This is a genomic window from Bacillus sp. 7705b, assembly GCF_002289525.1.
In the GTDB taxonomy this organism is placed as follows: domain Bacteria; phylum Bacillota; class Bacilli; order Bacillales; family Bacillaceae; genus Bacillus; species Bacillus halotolerans.
In genome coordinates this window covers 1-15,671 of sequence record NZ_NSDH01000037.1, presented here as the reverse complement: position 1 = coordinate 15,671, position 15,671 = coordinate 1, and the positions used below count along the sequence as shown (strand labels likewise).

Annotated in this window: 18 protein-coding genes and 2 pseudogenes; 9 read left to right on the top strand and 11 right to left on the bottom strand. The window is 36.3% G+C overall.

Annotated features, from left to right (window positions below; genetic code table 11):
- The first annotated feature begins 128 nt into the window (after window positions 1-128).
- Window positions 129-992, top strand: coding sequence for a DMT family transporter (locus CJU60_RS14825; protein WP_095714167.1), 864 nt, complete (start codon window positions 129-131; stop codon window positions 990-992).
- A gap of 448 nt (window positions 993-1,440) precedes the next feature.
- Here CJU60_RS14825 and CJU60_RS14820 read toward each other — a convergent pair whose 3' ends face one another.
- The 3 genes from CJU60_RS14820 to CJU60_RS14805 all read right to left on the bottom strand — a co-directional run bounded on the left by CJU60_RS14820 (window position 1,441) and on the right by CJU60_RS14805 (window position 4,425).
- Window positions 1,441-2,010 (bottom strand): flavin reductase family protein, encoded by a 570-nt coding sequence (locus CJU60_RS14820; RefSeq protein WP_095714166.1) that lies wholly within the window; start codon window positions 2,008-2,010, stop codon window positions 1,441-1,443.
- 573 nt (window positions 2,011-2,583) lie between these two features.
- Window positions 2,584-3,429: a MerR family transcriptional regulator gene (locus CJU60_RS14810; RefSeq protein WP_095714165.1), complete on the bottom strand. Its 846-nt coding sequence runs from the start codon at window positions 3,427-3,429 to the stop codon at window positions 2,584-2,586.
- Between the two features lie 363 nt (window positions 3,430-3,792).
- Window positions 3,793-4,425, bottom strand: a complete 633-nt coding sequence (locus tag CJU60_RS14805) for a type 1 glutamine amidotransferase family protein (RefSeq protein WP_095714164.1) — start codon at window positions 4,423-4,425, stop codon at window positions 3,793-3,795.
- Window positions 4,426-4,959: 534 nt separating this feature from the next.
- Between CJU60_RS14805 and CJU60_RS14800 the strand changes: the two genes are divergently transcribed.
- On the top strand, window positions 4,960-5,865 hold the full coding sequence (locus CJU60_RS14800; RefSeq protein WP_095714163.1) for a DMT family transporter: 906 nt from the start codon (window positions 4,960-4,962) through the stop codon (window positions 5,863-5,865).
- Between the two features lie 92 nt (window positions 5,866-5,957).
- Here CJU60_RS14800 and CJU60_RS14795 read toward each other — a convergent pair whose 3' ends face one another.
- The 4 genes from CJU60_RS14795 to CJU60_RS14780 all read right to left on the bottom strand — a co-directional run bounded on the left by CJU60_RS14795 (window position 5,958) and on the right by CJU60_RS14780 (window position 8,445).
- On the bottom strand, window positions 5,958-6,374 hold the full coding sequence (locus tag CJU60_RS14795) for an NUDIX hydrolase (RefSeq protein WP_095714162.1): 417 nt from the start codon (window positions 6,372-6,374) through the stop codon (window positions 5,958-5,960).
- Window positions 6,375-6,809: 435 nt separating this feature from the next.
- Window positions 6,810-7,427 (bottom strand): FMN-binding negative transcriptional regulator, encoded by a 618-nt coding sequence (locus CJU60_RS14790; RefSeq protein ID WP_095714161.1) that lies wholly within the window; start codon window positions 7,425-7,427, stop codon window positions 6,810-6,812.
- Window positions 7,428-7,450: 23 nt separating this feature from the next.
- Window positions 7,451-7,969: a spermidine/spermine N(1)-acetyltransferase gene (gene paiA / locus CJU60_RS14785; protein WP_095714160.1), complete on the bottom strand. Its 519-nt coding sequence runs from the start codon at window positions 7,967-7,969 to the stop codon at window positions 7,451-7,453.
- A gap of 23 nt (window positions 7,970-7,992) precedes the next feature.
- Window positions 7,993-8,445, bottom strand: a complete 453-nt coding sequence (locus CJU60_RS14780) for a MarR family winged helix-turn-helix transcriptional regulator (protein WP_095714159.1) — start codon at window positions 8,443-8,445, stop codon at window positions 7,993-7,995.
- Window positions 8,446-8,559: 114 nt separating this feature from the next.
- Here CJU60_RS14780 and CJU60_RS14775 point away from each other — a divergent pair, with 114 nt between their 5' ends.
- Window positions 8,560-9,204 carry a YczE/YyaS/YitT family protein gene (locus CJU60_RS14775; RefSeq protein WP_095714158.1) on the top strand — a complete coding sequence of 215 codons (645 nt, stop codon included), beginning with the start codon at window positions 8,560-8,562 and terminating at the stop codon, window positions 9,202-9,204.
- A 355-nt stretch (window positions 9,205-9,559) separates the two neighbouring features.
- Window positions 9,560-10,261, top strand: coding sequence for a hypothetical protein (locus tag CJU60_RS14770; protein ID WP_095714193.1), 702 nt, complete (start codon window positions 9,560-9,562; stop codon window positions 10,259-10,261).
- A gap of 209 nt (window positions 10,262-10,470) precedes the next feature.
- On the opposite strand, the gene CJU60_RS14760 is transcribed toward CJU60_RS14770, so the two are convergent.
- Window positions 10,471-11,064, bottom strand: a complete 594-nt coding sequence (locus tag CJU60_RS14760; RefSeq protein WP_095714156.1) for a YdeI/OmpD-associated family protein — start codon at window positions 11,062-11,064, stop codon at window positions 10,471-10,473.
- A gap of 547 nt (window positions 11,065-11,611) precedes the next feature.
- The gene (locus CJU60_RS14755; protein WP_024120332.1) at window positions 11,612-12,085 is read right to left on the bottom strand and encodes a hypothetical protein; all 474 of its coding nucleotides are present in this window, start codon (window positions 12,083-12,085) and stop codon (window positions 11,612-11,614) included.
- Between the two features lie 109 nt (window positions 12,086-12,194).
- Between CJU60_RS14755 and CJU60_RS21890 the strand changes: the two are divergent.
- Window positions 12,195-12,378: pseudogene (locus CJU60_RS21890) on the top strand (T7SS effector LXG polymorphic toxin); the annotation flags it as partial.
- Between the two features lie 56 nt (window positions 12,379-12,434).
- Here the strand turns inward: CJU60_RS21890 and CJU60_RS14745 are convergent.
- A complete protein-coding gene (locus CJU60_RS14745) occupies window positions 12,435-12,776 on the bottom strand; it encodes a hypothetical protein (protein WP_095714155.1) in 342 nt (113 codons plus the stop codon).
- A gap of 150 nt (window positions 12,777-12,926) precedes the next feature.
- Window positions 12,927-13,123: pseudogene (locus CJU60_RS14740) on the bottom strand (tetratricopeptide repeat protein); the annotation flags it as partial.
- Between the two features lie 89 nt (window positions 13,124-13,212).
- Between CJU60_RS14740 and CJU60_RS14735 the strand changes: the two are divergent.
- The 4 genes from CJU60_RS14735 (at window position 13,213) to CJU60_RS22075 (ending at window position 15,240) form a co-directional block, all read left to right on the top strand.
- Window positions 13,213-13,596 (top strand): VOC family protein, encoded by a 384-nt coding sequence (locus tag CJU60_RS14735; protein ID WP_095714154.1) that lies wholly within the window; start codon window positions 13,213-13,215, stop codon window positions 13,594-13,596.
- 130 nt (window positions 13,597-13,726) lie between these two features.
- Complete coding sequence (locus CJU60_RS14730; RefSeq protein WP_024120329.1) at window positions 13,727-14,065, top strand: MmcQ/YjbR family DNA-binding protein; 339 nt, start codon at window positions 13,727-13,729, stop codon at window positions 14,063-14,065.
- Between the two features lie 229 nt (window positions 14,066-14,294).
- Window positions 14,295-14,756, top strand: a complete 462-nt coding sequence (locus CJU60_RS14725; RefSeq protein ID WP_024120328.1) for a CarD family transcriptional regulator — start codon at window positions 14,295-14,297, stop codon at window positions 14,754-14,756.
- A gap of 343 nt (window positions 14,757-15,099) precedes the next feature.
- Window positions 15,100-15,240, top strand: coding sequence for a BC1881 family protein (locus tag CJU60_RS22075; protein ID WP_095714192.1), 141 nt, complete (start codon window positions 15,100-15,102; stop codon window positions 15,238-15,240).
- Window positions 15,241-15,671: the final 431 nt, after the last annotated feature.

The window sequence follows — 15,671 nt, the reverse complement described above, 5'->3', positions numbered from 1 at the left end:
GCAATTTTTTATGGAAACTGGCTGTTTTTAAAAGGTCAATTACAGTTTATAGTCATTGTAATCCTTAGATACTGGTTTTGTTAAGAACATCCAGATCATGAAAAAGAAATATATTTGGAGTGATTGCAATGAACAAAACAACAAATGGCTGGATAAATGGTTTTATAGGCGTACTCATTTTCAGCGGATCGCTGCCTGCGACCCGCTTGGCTGTGGCGGACTTCGATCCGTTGTTCCTCACCGTATGCCGCGCAGCGATAGCTGGTGTATTGGCCGGAGCGCTCCTTCTCATCTTCCGGCAGCAGCGACCTGCCAAAGGTGACATAACTGCGCTATTGGTGGTAGCGTTCGGCGTGGTGGTCGGTTTCCCATTGCTGACAGCCTTGGCGCTTCAGTATGTCACATCCGCCAATGCCATTGTTTTCATTGGGCTTCTTCCGCTCGCGACAGCGATCTTCGGCGTACTGCGCGGAGGGGAACGCCCCCGGCCAGCTTTCTGGATTTTCTCCGCTGCAGGCAGCTTACTAGTAGCAGGATTCGCCCTCATCCAAGGCGGAGAATCTTCCTCGGTCGGCGACGCGTACATGCTGGCTTCTATCGTCGTATGCGGGCTCGGTTATGCAGAAGGGGCCCGGCTCTCACGGCGCCTGGGAAACTGGCAGGTGATCTCTTGGGCTCTCGTTCTGTCGCTTCCTCTTATGCTGCCATTGTCATTCTATTTTACGCCAGGCTCATGGTCGGGCGTCGGCGTTCCTGCACTGCTCAGTCTTGCGTATGTATCCTTATTCAGCATGCTGATTGGCTTCGTGTTCTGGTATCGTGGTCTCGCACAAAGCGGTATTGCGGCGGTTGGACAGCTGCAGCTTCTCCAGCCCTTCTTTGGACTGCTGCTCGCCTCAGTGATTCTGCACGAGAAAGTGGGCTGGGCACTCGTAGCAGTGAATATCGCCGTTATATTGTGCGTGGCAGCTGCTCGGCGATTCGCAAAGTAAGATAGACTCTTCAAAAACGGGGAAAACCTTTGTTTATTCCATTTCACTTTAACTGAATGTTGTAACGAGTGAAACAAAAAGGAAAAAAACTGCAAAAGCTAAAGAGAACATTAAAAAATACCAGGGGTGTCTACAACCCTTGGTATCTTTGATGCGGCCGAGAGACTTGAACCTTCATAGATTATTCACCTACTAGGCCCCTAAATCAAAGCTTATTTTCTTTACACTCCGTATATTCACTTTCCCATCATTTCTATATGTTTATATGAAATGCGATTTAAAAAATGGAGTCGGTAACGGGTATTTAATCAGTAAAATACGTTTACTGTTACGTCATTTATTGCTTCATCACCTCATCTAAAAGCATATATTGAGGGTCAATTTCTATCGCAAACCGCGCATGAGCATGTATGCAACGTAACAATGAAGGTGGAGGAACCTGATTGTTTCAATCAGCTTTGGAATCAAATGCGTGCTGACGTTCCTCTGCTTTACAATTTAATATTCGGTAGCTGGACTTTCCAATATGAAGCGGAATATCCAACTTTTCTAAATTTGGCATTCCATTTCTTAAGAAAAGCTCTTTATCTCGATATCTCTGTAAAACTTCTCCCACAATCCACTCTTGATCGCCCAAAGTGGACATACTGTGTACTTCACACTCATAAGCAAAATACGCATCAGTTAAAATCGGTATCTCAGCTTTTAATCCTTCTTCGGATTGAATATTAAATTCTTCAAACTTATTGATATCTCTGCCACTATGGGTGCCTAAAGCTTGAATTAATTCCGAACATCTCCCTGGAAGAAAATTCACACCGAAAACACCACTTTTCTCAATCATTTTGTACGTATATGTCTCTTTGTTTACTGATATCCCATACATTCCTGGAGAAGATCCGATATACGTATGCCATCCGGAAGCCATTGCGTTTTTTTCACCCTCATATTGAGCCGTAACTATAGCTACCATTCCAGGGTAGGCGTACCAAATTGGTTCATCTATCGGTGCTCTCATATTCATCGCTCCTTTTTTCAGATTCATTTTTTATTAGGATTTTAGATACGATAAAACGTGTTTCAACGTAAAGCTAAAGCAGCACGTACAGCTCTAATATGATTCACTGCATTGTTAAGAGAAATTTATCTTCCTTCACTACAGCCAGTAGCGATAATAATGAATCAACCCATAACAAAGCAGTATCTCCATCGTATGTTTCGTTTAAGGATGCAAAAGGAGCAAGTTCTGCACCTCGCCGCCAAGAACGATAATACGATCAAGCCTGTGCTTATGAATTAAGCTTTTGGCAGATCAAGCTCGCTTTAATAAAACACTCCTACCAACAATCCCCTGCTCTTTTTCAAGGCTCGCATCAAAAAAATCGACAGGCACTTCTTCAAATGGACCTTTCGTTTTAAGGTGCAAGCCAGTTAATAAATGGGCTCCCAGTACATGACGGTTGGTTTCCGCCTTGCCATTGCGTCACGAGTAACCGAAGCATCTTGTCATCTTATACATCCTCCCTTTCAAATATTCATAAGAAGATGCACAAATCATAAACCCTATAGCAACTATAGGGTCAAGAATTAGTTATTTTTTTAGCACTCTTAATTCTGTAAGGAAGTTTTCTTCTCTTAATGAGTGAAAGTCGATTGGAAGAGAAACTTGATATACTTTTCCATCTGTTTGGATGCCATGAGATTCAATATATTGATAAAGCTTACGATAATATTCATCATAATTTTTTGCAGACCAATCAAATGCGATACATACATATTCACCGGACGGGATCGTGTCTAGCGTTATGTTTTTTTCTCCTATGTCTATCTCTTTTCCATTGCGAACAGTCGTATAAATACTGTTGCAATAAATTTCACGAGAATCCTTATAGGGCTTGAAAGCATAAATGAATCCATAATAGTTATCTACTACATCTCCTATTTTTTCTACAACATCAGCCAGCTTTCTGTAATACAAATCTGATTGATGATGAGGATTAACTTGAGGCGTCTCCACTTTTATTATTGTTTGTTCATCTATATAACGAAAATAAACGAAACCTTCATCTTTTTTATTGCATATGTCTACTTGTTCATTAAGCTGATTCCTTCTTCTATGAAGTAATTGTCGGGCACGTTCAAGTTTTTCCATTTCTTGCACAATCATGTTTTCTTGCTCCTCAAGAAAGTGTTGCATATGTTCAGGGGTACAAGTATTTGAGCTGAAACGCTTGATTTCTTCCAGAGGTGTTCTAATATATTTTAGATACTTGATAATATCTAAATAAAAGAACTGTTTGACATGGTAATATCGATAGCCATTATCCTGATCTGTATAATGAGGCTTGAAAACTCCGATCCTATCATAATAGCGCAATGTTTGAATTGAGATGTTATTGAGACGGGCTGTTTCTCCAATTGTAAAATATTCCTTCATCCATTATCATCCTTTCTATCTGTTAGCTCTTTAGAAAATCTTTCATTTACCTATTCACAAATACGGCCTAAATCCTAAACGAACTAACTCGAGAAAATAGAAATCCCTAAAATCTGCTGAAGACGGTTTTATACCAAACTGTTATGAATGAATACATGTATATCCGAAAGCCAATATTAGACTTTAGAAAAAAAGCCTAATCTCCCAAAAAGATTAAGCTTTTTCCCTTTACTATACTTAAACTAAGCCCTCAACATTGCTTTGTTTTATGAAAGCTTGTTTTCATTACAACATCACTTCTGAGTATTGTTAAAACATGTTTGTCATCGTCTCAAGTATATAAAACTCAGTTGAATGATTCGCTCATCTCTCTATTGAATTCATTAATTCGTAGAAGTATTCAGGCTGATGTGTCTTATTGAGGTTATACCATGAATGTAATGTATCTGGCGCAAATACATCTAATGTTTTCAATACTTCCATCGCAAATTCCAGAGGAGCTACTCCTGACGCAGTAATCAAATTCTCACCAGATACCGCAGGCCCCACCTCATAAAACGTTTCTCCTTTATAATGAGGACAGACCATTTTAAGATACTCTAAGTCATTGCTAGTATGCTTTCTGGAATCTAGGTATCCCATATTGGCGAGGCCCTCCGTTGCACCGCAAATTGCAGCAACAATAGTGCCAAGCTCTAAAGCTTCGCCAACAATTTTCAAGATAGGCTGATGAATATCTTCTCCCCAAGTATTCGCTCCAGGTAAAATGAGAAGATCTTTACTCTCAAGAGTGCACTCACCAACGGAAATATCTGGTTTTATGCTCAGACCTCCCATTGTAGTAATCATTTCTTGATTAACTCCTACTGTAACTACTTTTAAAGGTACTGCATCTTTTTTGAAATATCTTCCTGAGTTTAGTTCAGCGATTAAATATCCATATTCCCAATCTGACATTGTATTACATACATAAAGATAAACTTTCTTCGTTTGCATCCAATCACACTCCGATCACAATTGATATAGCCTATTATATAACTTCCCTGACAGAAGTTATCGTACTTGATGACATTAATGCCGACAGAACAATAAGTCTTTTCTTTAAGGCTTATTCGCTAAAAATAGATTTACCGTATAAGTAAAAGTAAATAAGATAAAGGGCCTTAGCAGAATCATTCTGCGATAAGAGTTCCTTTTGTGTGGTGTTTCGAGTAGAGATATTACCTCTAAATCTGTTATTTTATGAATTACCAGGAAGTCACAATTAATATAAAACATTTATAAGGTTTCATGTATAATCTATCTAGAACCAACTTTTTCGCAATATCAAAACTTTTTAAAAAATTAATATAAATAGGGGGATTAACATGCTACTCTCAAATACAAATCTATACACTTGGAAGCCATTTTCTACTTCACCGCCACCGCCGTTTACTCCAGCTGTTGAATCAGCAGTGAATAAGCTTATATTTAAAACAGATTAAGAATCTGCGAAATATAAGCTGTTTCGCAGATTCGAAGGAGTAGACAATGAAATCTAAGATTCAGTTTATATTATCAATGATCATTTTCGGCACAATGGGTTTAGTTGTAAGATACATTGATTTATCTTCGAGTGAAACAGCTTTACTAAGCAGTTCAATTGGATGTCTATTTTTAATAGTCGTGTTTATCATGATGAAGAAAACCATTCCATGGAAATTAGTGAAAGCGAATGCTTACATCTTATTTCTTTCTGGTATTGCATTAGGAGGGAATTGGATCTTTCTTTATCAATCGTACGATCATACAACACTTACTAATGCAACACTTACTAATGCAACACTAGGGTATTACTTTGCACCTGTGTTTGTCATGATTCTCTCACCATTTGTTCTTAAGGAACAATTATCTGTCAAAAAAATGGTTTGTATTGGTGTAGCGATCATAGGCATGTTATTGATTGTTGGAAATGGCATAAGTGCATCTGGAACAGACGATCTGCTTGGGATCTTTTTTGGATTAGTTGCGGCTGCATTTTACGCTGCATTGATGTTACTAAATAAATTTATACACCGCATGGGCAGGTTGGAGATTACAATCATCCAACTTGGATTAACAGCATTATTGCTCTTGCCATATGTGTTTTTCACCGAAGGATTCGGTATCTTTGGAGTATCTGGATCATCCGTTCCTTTTATCATCATTTTAGGGATTGTAAACATTGGGATTGGATTTTGGTTATTTTTCTCGGGTATGCAAAAATTAAAAGGACAGAGTATTGCTATGCTAAGCTATGTCGATCCATTTGTAGCTATATTAATTTCTGCCATTATCCTGCAAGAACAAATGACCATTGTTCAAATGCTAGGTGGCGCACTCCTTTTAGGCTCAACATTTGTTAGCGAGAATAAATCAATCACATTTTCCAAAACAATTAAAGAAAATATCAGCTAAGTAACGTACAAAACAGGGGGAAGCATTTGTTCCCCACTGTTTTGTTTCTTTTGTTTGCAACTTGACCTAAACTAACCTGACGATTACTGCCATTACCATATTGTTCCTTGATTATTATATAGGGCGTATCCTGTCAGCATTTTATTAAGTCCTTCTGAGTAATACGGCATTCGTTCATTTGCCTGTTCAATGTCAACCCATTCAATTTGCAATATCTCGTTTGGCTTTTTAATCGCTTCGGTTCCTCCAACAATTCGTGCTTCAAATGTAAAAAGGATTGTGTGATGATTCCTCTTTACATATTTCGCTTCGTTAACAGCAATTAAATTCCCTATTTCTACTTCAAAACCTGTTTCTTCATACACTTCACGTATAGCAGCTTCTATTAACGTCTCATCAGGTTCAACTCTTCCACCTGGAAGTGACCAGTGTCCTTCATGATTATCCACCATTAATATCTGATTACATTTACTTTTAATCAACGCATACACAACTTTTACTTCTTCCATGGGAATCTCCTTTATAGAACAAAATTCATCCTCGGTTGATTTGTTGATTTTCCATATATCACTATAAATGATAACTGGTTAGTTTTAGTAAAAAGTCTCTCATAGCTGTATTTTCTGCATAAAAAAATAATACCAAAGGCAGTTAAACCCTTGGTATCATTGGGATGCGGCCGAGATGACTTGAACCTTCACGGGTTATTCACTAACAAGCCCTCATTCTGAAAGCTTATTTTCATTACACTCCGTATATTCATTTTCCGTCATTTCTATAAGTTTTTATGAATTGTGATTAGAAAACCGAAAGAGCCCGCCAGAAGCCTCTGCTAAAAACAGCAAGTGTTCCTTGAACTTTCACACGAGTTGAAGGCTCTGCAGAATCAAAAATTTGTGCAGTACCACGCATTCCAAAGTTCGCTAATAAAAGTGGACTTATATTTAATCTTTTAATCTCTTTTCCATCAGTTCTGCCATTTGCTTTGAATTTGGATTTCCTTCATTTCGTAATTGATCAATGATATTCATATAATCCTTTTCATTTCGGTTCTGACTTAATTTATATGAAGCCTGAATTTCTTCCACCTTCATCTTAAATCCGACAATACCTTTCAGCTGGCTTTCTAAGAGCTGAGGAGAAAGCTTATCCCATAAAACAGGATTTTCACGGTTCTTTTCGTATTTTTGCAGCAACATTGTCAGGTCATGTTTTAACTCTTCTTCGTTCAAAATGCTGGCTGTACCGTATACATGTACGGCTTGATAGTTCCACGTTGGGACATTTTCCTTTTCATACCAAGAGGAAGAGATATAAGCGTGCGGTCCCTGAAACATAACAAGCACATCTTCACAGGTTTCAAATGTTCTCCATTGAGGATTCCCATAAGCAATATGCCCCGTTATATAGTAAGTATCTCCCTCTTTCATTAACTGCAATGGCAAATGAGTTGCAATTGGTTTCCCTTGGGCTGTCGTGACAATTGTGCCAAATGAGTTGTTTTGAACAAAGTCCCAAATGTCATCGACATTTGTTACCTTATAGTATTTTGGAATATGCATATAAACCCGCCTTTCATAAAAAGTTATACGAGTGTTTTGATCATGATAAAGTCTATTTGTTCTTCATCACCCATATAAAAAGAGTGGGCTCCAGTTTGAACAAACCCCATTTTCTCATAAAAAGCAATAGCATTTTCATTTTTTCCCCATACGCCTAGCCAGATTTTCTTTTTCTTAGATTCCTGCGCAATTTCCACAGCTTTATTGAACAGGTATTTACCAAGGCCATGTTTTTGAAATTTGTTCTTGATATAAATCCTCTCGATTTCTAGTGATTCATCACCCATTTCTTCAGATTGAGCCTCATTGGTATTGACCTTTAAATATCCAGCGACTTCATGATTAAAATAAACAAAAAAGAATTGTGAAGAGATATTAGATAATTCCTTTTCCAACTGTTTAGAATGAAACGCACTTTCCAAATAAGCTTTCATATTTTCAGGTGAATTATGGTCTTTGAATGTATCATTGAATGTTTCAATACTTATTTCTTGGAGTATTTTTAAATCTTCAAGGCTGCACTTTTTTAGTTTTACACTCATGCTCATATATGCTCCTTTTAAAATTAATAATCTCTCTTGTTCCCTTTTTTTACATATTCCCAGTCAACTTCTACATTTTTTCTCATTCTTTGAAGAAGGTGAAAAATGGTTTCTTCTTCTTTTTCAGAAAACCCCGCTAATGCGACACTATTCGAATGATCATTTTCTCTTTTTATAACGGGAAACACATCTTTCCCTTTTTCTGTTGGAAAGAGTTTTTTTATCTTTTTGTTATGTTCATCATCCATCTTTTCAATAAAACCGTTTATTTCGAGTTTTTTTATCGCACGAGCTGCGGTTGTTCGGTCTACTTTAATCATTTCAGCTAACTTTTCTTGAATGATTCCTGGGTTTTCACATATTCGGACAAGGTACAAATACTGCCCTTTTGTGAGGTTATATTCTTTAAATTCTATATTGCTTATCGAATCTAATGCCCTGGCAATCATTCCGATTTCGCGAAGAATTTCCTTCATCATGACCTCCTTAGTGCATATCTTTGTTGCAAATACAACATAAATGACTTATATTGAATATATCTTAACTTTGTTGTATTTGCAATAAAAATAACAAAAAAGAGGTCGAGTAAAGTGAAATATACTTTTTATGTATTAGGAATTTTCATTTTAACCCTTGGTATTTCCTTCACTATCCAATCAGACCTTGGAACTTCACCCTTTGATGCAGTTGTGGTAGGACTGTCTAAAAATGTGGGGCTTACAGTGGGAAGCTGGGAAATCATAATAGCGTTCATATTGATATGCTGTAATTCAATTTTAAATAGACAAAGACCGGAAGTTTTGGGGATGTTAACAGCATTTCTAACGGGGATTGGGATTGATATGTGGCTTTTTTTATTGCACAATTTGATAACACCTGACCTATGGTTCAGCAAAGTGATTTGTTTTGGAATCGGCTTAGTCGTTATAGGATTAGGAACTGCAACCTATTTGCACACAAATTTTGCACCAATTCCAGTTGACCGATTAACATTAATCATTAAAGACTTAACTAGAACAAATATCTTTTTTTCGAGAACGTTCATTTATGTCGTATTCTTGATAGTTGCAATGATTTTAAATGGGCCAGTTGGCGTAGGGACTTTATTAACCGTTTGTTTAGGAGGAATAATCCTTAATGCCTTTATGCCATTTACAGAACAAATATTAGACCGCATATTCACACACTCTAGTACATCACCACATGATGACAAAAATAAAAAGCATTCAATATAGTCTGCTTCATGTAAAGAGAAAGTGTTTTTTTATTTTCGCAGTTTCTAGACCACAAAGATAAGATAGGGGATTCCTCAATGAAGTCACCCGCATACAGTGTGGCCATCATTTCAAAAAGCTGTCTAGATTTATTCGATTGAGCTAACATTCGTTACCTCTCCTTGAACAATTTTTTCGAACTTTCATATCTATTCCATGGTAATATTTAGATATAACTAACTGAAAGGATTGGACAATGATGGGATTTGAAGCTAAGTCTTTGTTATCTGAAGCTGAAAACCGAAAAAAAGATTATAAAAAACTGATTAAGCTAAGAAAGCATGTAAGGCTGTTGATAATGGTGAGGGATGAAATAATGAAGAAACTGAGAAATATTTTTTATTGCAATGTTGTCCTGATGCTGCTCGTCTTATTGCTCGTTGGATGTACGGGCGGTAAGGAAGAAAAATCAAATAATGATTCTGCTTTACAATCTGAAGAAAATAATAATGAGACTGACGATAGCAACCAAATAAGCAAGGATGAATCAGAGACAACAACAGGATCAAAAGAATCCGCAACAAATGATTCAAATGAAAATGCTTCAAAAGAATCCTCAACAGATGAATCACAAGAAACCTCTTCAGAAGGAGCAAAAAACGAGGCGAACAGCGAAAAAGACAATGTATTGGCGGAATATTCTTCTGAGCAAATCGAATATGCCAGAGTTTGGTTGCAGCTTGGAGCAAATCAAGAGATAGATGAACTGAATGTTCGACATATTTCGGCTGACGAACCAATCAATCCGAATGATGACACCAGTGCTGGCTATCCGGAAGATGTTATCCAGTTAGCAGGCTCTCGTTTAGTGGATGGATCAGTAACTTATAGCGGTAATGGCGATGGCAACATTAAAGTATACAATGTTCCTTTACGCTGGGATTCCTCTGATGATGTAAGTAAAGGCGTAATGCGGGACGTGACTGAGGATATAATAAAAAATGCAAAAACAGTGCACGTTGATACAGGAGACAGTGAAAAAATAAAACGCCTCATTGACATAATGGCTATTCATTAATCAGTAATCGTTTTATTCTAACGAAAATGCCAAACAAAATAAGGGACGGTTCTTTCATGCATTGAACCGCCCCTCTGTATTTTTTTCTGACACAAGAAATACCAAGGGACTCATAATTCTTGGTATCACGGTTGCCTTCACCCTTCAATGCTTCTTTCATGACAGTTTCATAGAAATTCACTTAGCAAAATGCCTTCCTGACGAATATACTAATCCTTTAATCCCTTTCCATCGAGAATTTTCTTCATATATTTTTCAACCCTTGACTCTCGAGTTTTGGATTGTTTGGCTTGAGAAAAATAAAGAATGTATGCTCTTTGCCGTCCCGGGGTCAATGCTTCAAAAGCCGTTTTCAAGGCAGGGATTTCATCGAATTTATGTTGAAGTTCTTCTGGAATGATGTATTCCGTATTCTTTTTAACATTCACTTCCAAACCGGCTTTTTCAACTTCAATGGCTTCATTAATATAAGCTTTCAAGATGGGTTCCATTTCAGCTATTTCCTGAACATTGGTGAACCGAATTTGGCGCGCCGCCTGTACATTCTCCGTTTGTTGGATGAGAATCCCATGAGGATCCTGTAACAAGGCGCCTTTGTGAAACAGAAGCGCACAATATTCTTTAAATCCATGTATTAAAACGACGTTTTTTTTATGAAACGTATAACAAGGATGCATCCACTTAAAATCTTCAGTCAGCTCACAGTCAAGAACGATATTTCTCAACCGCTCATATTCTTCCTTCCACTTTTCAGCTTTACTTAAAAATTCATCAACCTTAGGATTCGTTCTGCTATTTGTCATCAGGACCCCCTCTTTTCCAAACAGTTTGTTTTTTCATTACGTTAGATTCACCGGCTTGATCGTACTTTCCTCTAAAATTTTTTAGGCTCTTCACCCATTTAGATATTACGCTCTTGATTTTTTTTCATCCCCTTCCCCTTAATTGGTATTTTTGACATCACGGTATTTGTTTTATTCTCCTATCAGCAATGATATAGGTTCGTCTTTATTATGTATTCATAGATTAAGCTTAAGACGAAGTTTATGCAACAATAAAAAAAGACTCGGACAAGCTATTATAACAACGACAATAGATGTTTATGTTTCCCCAACAAACAAAGAGAAACTGCTGACCGTTTAAATGACTTACAGGTTAGGTAAGTCCGGCAGTAGACAATTTCAAAACAAGCACAAAAAAATACCAAGGCAGTCAAAGCCCTTGGTATCATTGATGTTTACTTAGGAACAACCCTCAGTTAAGGTGAAAAATTAAGATGAAACAAGATAAAAGCAAACGCTTATACTTGATGTAATAATATTTTTCTATTCCTATGAGAGTATTTTAGCTTTATCCTAAACTTAAAATTCTTTTTATTACATTAGGAATAACAAATGACCGTTTGATTTCTTTATTTACTTGTATAATGTCTTTTTGTGTTTTCCCATTCTCTTGCCAAGTAACTTCTACTGTATAATCATTATTCGTATTTGGTGGATCTGCCATTATTGCTACTGCTATTTCTTTTGCATTCTTAGGTTCATCTGTTGCGTCACCTGATGCCTCAACAACACCGTTTTCTTTAAACACAACCTCTTTTATTGAAAACTCAGAATCCCTTTTCCATGTAATATGAACCGCCCATAAGTCTTGCCTTGCAAGATCTATGTCTTTTTCAGGAGAATAGATAACACTCCATTTTCCATCTTTTGAATTACCCTTCAATATAGGAGGTTGGTGGGTGCCAGCATAAATAAACCATGCTAAAAAAACTAGCAGTGCAGCAGAACAAATAATTGCTAAAAAAAACTTACTTTTTTTCATTTTTAACTCCAATCTTTCTATGTAATAAATAGGATGTAAACTTATTATATTCTAATATAAATAATTAATAGTAACATTAGGATATAAACTCATAGAAAAGATTGGACCAATGAAAGGATTTGAAGCAGATTCTTTGTTATCTGAAGCTTAAAATCGAGCAAAAGATTATAAAGAATTTGAAAAATCAAATGATAAAGCTAAGAAAAGCATTGGAGACTGTTGCTGGTTTGCATGACAATGAGTTCTCTGGCAAAGGAACAGCATTTTATCACGATCATGTTGGTGATCAATGGAAGGCCTCTTTCCTCGACATTAGGGATAAAGCTTTTCAATAAAAGCAACTATTCTATTAAGATTTAACTTCTTTATTCCTATCAATTAATAAGGTTACTACAACACTAATTATGCTGACTAACGTTCCTAAAACAGAAACAAGAATGGTCGAAAAGCCATTGGGAATAAGAAATCCAATTGGAATCATCCCCAGAAAAGTGAAAACGATAAAACATTGATATACTCCAGATATTATTCTTACAACCATGTTACCAAAAAAGGACATGGCTAATGGAGGGATGAATAAAAATACAACGATCCCAATGGATATCATTAAGATCATAGGCTCATCAAATGAAATGACATTATCTCCAGGGGAATCTTTAGCAGCCACTAGTATAACAACTATAGACATCATCAGTGTGAGTAAAACCTGAAAAAATATGCAGTCAAAACGCAGCTATCAATAATATTTATCACCACTTACTATTTAGACATAAATTTACATAATAGTAAATAACCACATTATATTCATATGTGACATTGCAATGCTTTACGTTTTTCCTTGCAGCTTCAAAGAATTTAAAAATTGTTCCTAAGCTCTTTCATATTTTCTAAAGAATCGATCAGGTTTCCTGCGACAATAAATTGGCAACGTATAATTTGGACAGTTTCTTACACTCCAAAAATGTTGAGTGCACGATTTGCATAATTCATGGAGAAATACGTTTGTTTCATATAATATACATAAGACACTTTGAAAAAAGTCGGAACAGGACTTCTGACAAATGTGTGGGTTGTTTTGCTTGCAGCCAGTATCATGCGTCATAAATATCAAAGGAGGCAAAAACAGTATGAAAATCATTGTTACCAGTATATTCGTACAAGACCAAGACAAGGCACTGGAGTTTTATACAGAAAAGCTGGGGTTTGTAAAAAAGGAAGACGTTCCTATGGGGAAATTCAGGTGGATAACACTTGTTTCTCAAGATGATCAAGATGGAACCGAACTTTCACTCGAACCAAATGAACATCCTGCTGCTAAGGAGTATCAAAAGAAGATATTCGCCGAGGGCTTCCCAGCAACAATGTTTGGCGTTACAGATATAAGAAAAGAGTACACACGATTAATGGAAAAAGGCGTGAAGTTCACTATGGAGCCGACCATAATGGGAGAAGTCACAATAGCTGTCTTCGACGATACATGCGGCAACCTTATTCAGATCATACAGAAGTAACTTCATGACGTTCTTATATTAACACCTAATAGTCAAAACGATTAAAACAGATTTTACTTTGATATATAATGATCTTGGAATCATTGGCTCATTTATCTATACTCATAAATTATAATGGCGGTGGCTTATTATGACTCTGAATGAAATAATTGATTACTGCCTGTCTTATCCAGACACCTATAAAGACTACCCTTTTGGTGAAGGATGGACTGTGATGCGTCACAAAGGTAATAAAAAGTTGTTTGCGCTTATCTTTAATCTAGATGGTCATCTATGCATCAATCTTAAATGCGAACCTGAGCGCGCCAATTTTCTGCGCAGCATCTATAAGGAAGTGAAACCCGGTTATCATATGAATAAAGACCACTGGAATACCATTATTTTAGATGGTGCCCTCTCGAAAGAAACTCTAGGTGATATGGTGCAACATAGTTTCGAATTGACAAAGCCGAAGAAGTCTCATAGCTAAAACGAAAAACTGATCTATGTTAATTAGTCGAGGTTTCAGGATATACACGGACCAATTGACCTTTCCTTTATTGGAAATAATACACGTTCCGTATTGTTTTTGCTTGATCTGATTTATTAAAAAAAGTTATTGACAACAAAAATATTATCATGTTATTATTAAATATTTTGATTATCCACCTCCATGTATGGTAAGCTTAAGAAGGTTACCATACATGGAGGTGGATAATATGTTTCAAATTGGCGATAACATTGTTTATCCAATGCACGGAGCAGGTATAATTGAAGCCATAGAAGAAAAAGAATTTTTAGATGAAAAACAACAGTATTATGTCATAAAAATGTCAATCAGTAATATGACAGTTATGATTCCAACACGAAAAATATTGAGTTCAAGTATACGACCAGTTACTGATATACTTGCATTAAAACGCATTATACACATTTTTCAGCATGGAGAATCAGATAGGTTACTGCCGTGGAAACAAAGGTATCAAGTAAACACGAACAAAATAAAAACGGGTGAAATACTCGAAGGTGCTGAAGTCGTACGTGATTTAATGCGTATGAAGAAAGAAAAAACACTTAATTCAAGCGAAAAAAAAATGTTGGATAATGCATATGAATTTTTGATCAGTGAACTGGAAGTAATTAAAGGAATCACTGAAAATCAAATAAAAAGCTTCTGTTAAGGTTGATATTACATTCCAAAAACATTCTGAATTTTTCGGGAATATCATGATTAAAAGTAAATCATTTCAAAGACGTTCAACTTACTTTTAGAACATTAACCTCTTTTGTTATACCTACAATCTAATCCATTTTTATGATTTACATTTCTTCTACGAACATTTGAAGTTTTATCAAAAAATTCGAAAAATAATCGCTTGATTTTTGTACCTGATTCACACTGGCACGGACAAGGAGCCGTAAGGATGGAAGAGAGGTAGGGCTTTCATTGTGTTAGGTATATCTAATTGATTATTTCTAGAAAAAAATCAATCAATCTCCCCTCTTATCTTTAAGAATTTCTATATCCACTGCGACAGTCACGAGTTAAAGAAACCTACTTCTAATAAGGATCAGTCTTATGAAAAAATTGAAGTTGGTGGAATTTTTGTAGATGGACCAGCTGTTATTTTAATTAATCAACAATACATAAAGATTGTTGAATGAACGAAGAAAAGGATGATTCTTTACGAAAAGGAATGATCCTTTTTGTTTACTGCTGGTCATGAATTAAAAAAAGAAGAGTGTCGGAATGATCATGGTTGACTCCCGTTTAGCGTGGCGCTTTTGGCGGTTGGTACACGACACATGTAGAGTTGGCTATTATTTTTAACATTTCGTGAAAGTTTGCTTCCTAATAAGATGTAGGTGTGTTTGAAAAGAAATAAATAACATTACCGCATATTGTCAATCCAGTATGTTATACTTGTAAAGAAACCTTTGAAGCGTTAAATCTTTTTCTATTACCTGTACCATCTCCCTACTCGAACGTTGAGTAGGGTTTTTTATTGAGTTTTATACAGAGAACGCAAAAAAACAGGCCCCTATATTAAGAGCCTGTTTTTATCAACGAGTTAGATTAAGAAGCTTTTTGAACG

What these genes read in the sequence shown, in the direction of transcription:
- CJU60_RS14795 (WP_095714162.1), bottom strand. Translation starts at nt 6,374, where the DNA reads ATGGAAGAAGTAAAAGTTGTGTATGCGTTGATTAAAAGTAAATGTAAT.
- CJU60_RS14805 (WP_095714164.1), bottom strand. Translation starts at nt 4,425, where the DNA reads ATGCAAACGAAGAAAGTTTATCTTTATGTATGTAATACAATGTCAGAT.
- paiA (WP_095714160.1), bottom strand. Translation starts at nt 7,969, where the DNA reads ATGAGTGTAAAACTAAAAAAGTGCAGCCTTGAAGATTTAAAAATACTC.
- CJU60_RS14825 (WP_095714167.1), top strand. Translation starts at nt 129, where the DNA reads ATGAACAAAACAACAAATGGCTGGATAAATGGTTTTATAGGCGTACTC.
- CJU60_RS14725 (WP_024120328.1), top strand. Translation starts at nt 14,295, where the DNA reads ATGTTTCAAATTGGCGATAACATTGTTTATCCAATGCACGGAGCAGGT.
- CJU60_RS14810 (WP_095714165.1), bottom strand. Translation starts at nt 3,429, where the DNA reads ATGAAGGAATATTTTACAATTGGAGAAACAGCCCGTCTCAATAACATC.
- CJU60_RS14820 (WP_095714166.1), bottom strand. Translation starts at nt 2,010, where the DNA reads ATGAGAGCACCGATAGATGAACCAATTTGGTACGCCTACCCTGGAATG.
- CJU60_RS14790 (WP_095714161.1), bottom strand. Translation starts at nt 7,427, where the DNA reads ATGCATATTCCAAAATACTATAAGGTAACAAATGTCGATGACATTTGG.
- CJU60_RS14760 (WP_095714156.1), bottom strand. Translation starts at nt 11,064, where the DNA reads ATGACAAATAGCAGAACGAATCCTAAGGTTGATGAATTTTTAAGTAAA.
- CJU60_RS14755 (WP_024120332.1), bottom strand. Translation starts at nt 12,085, where the DNA reads ATGAAAAAAAGTAAGTTTTTTTTAGCAATTATTTGTTCTGCTGCACTG.
- CJU60_RS14770 (WP_095714193.1), top strand. Translation starts at nt 9,560, where the DNA reads ATGAAGAAACTGAGAAATATTTTTTATTGCAATGTTGTCCTGATGCTG.
- CJU60_RS14780 (WP_095714159.1), bottom strand. Translation starts at nt 8,445, where the DNA reads ATGAAGGAAATTCTTCGCGAAATCGGAATGATTGCCAGGGCATTAGAT.
- CJU60_RS14730 (WP_024120329.1), top strand. Translation starts at nt 13,727, where the DNA reads ATGACTCTGAATGAAATAATTGATTACTGCCTGTCTTATCCAGACACC.
- CJU60_RS14735 (WP_095714154.1), top strand. Translation starts at nt 13,213, where the DNA reads ATGAAAATCATTGTTACCAGTATATTCGTACAAGACCAAGACAAGGCA.
- CJU60_RS14745 (WP_095714155.1), bottom strand. Translation starts at nt 12,776, where the DNA reads ATGATGTCTATAGTTGTTATACTAGTGGCTGCTAAAGATTCCCCTGGA.
- CJU60_RS14800 (WP_095714163.1), top strand. Translation starts at nt 4,960, where the DNA reads ATGAAATCTAAGATTCAGTTTATATTATCAATGATCATTTTCGGCACA.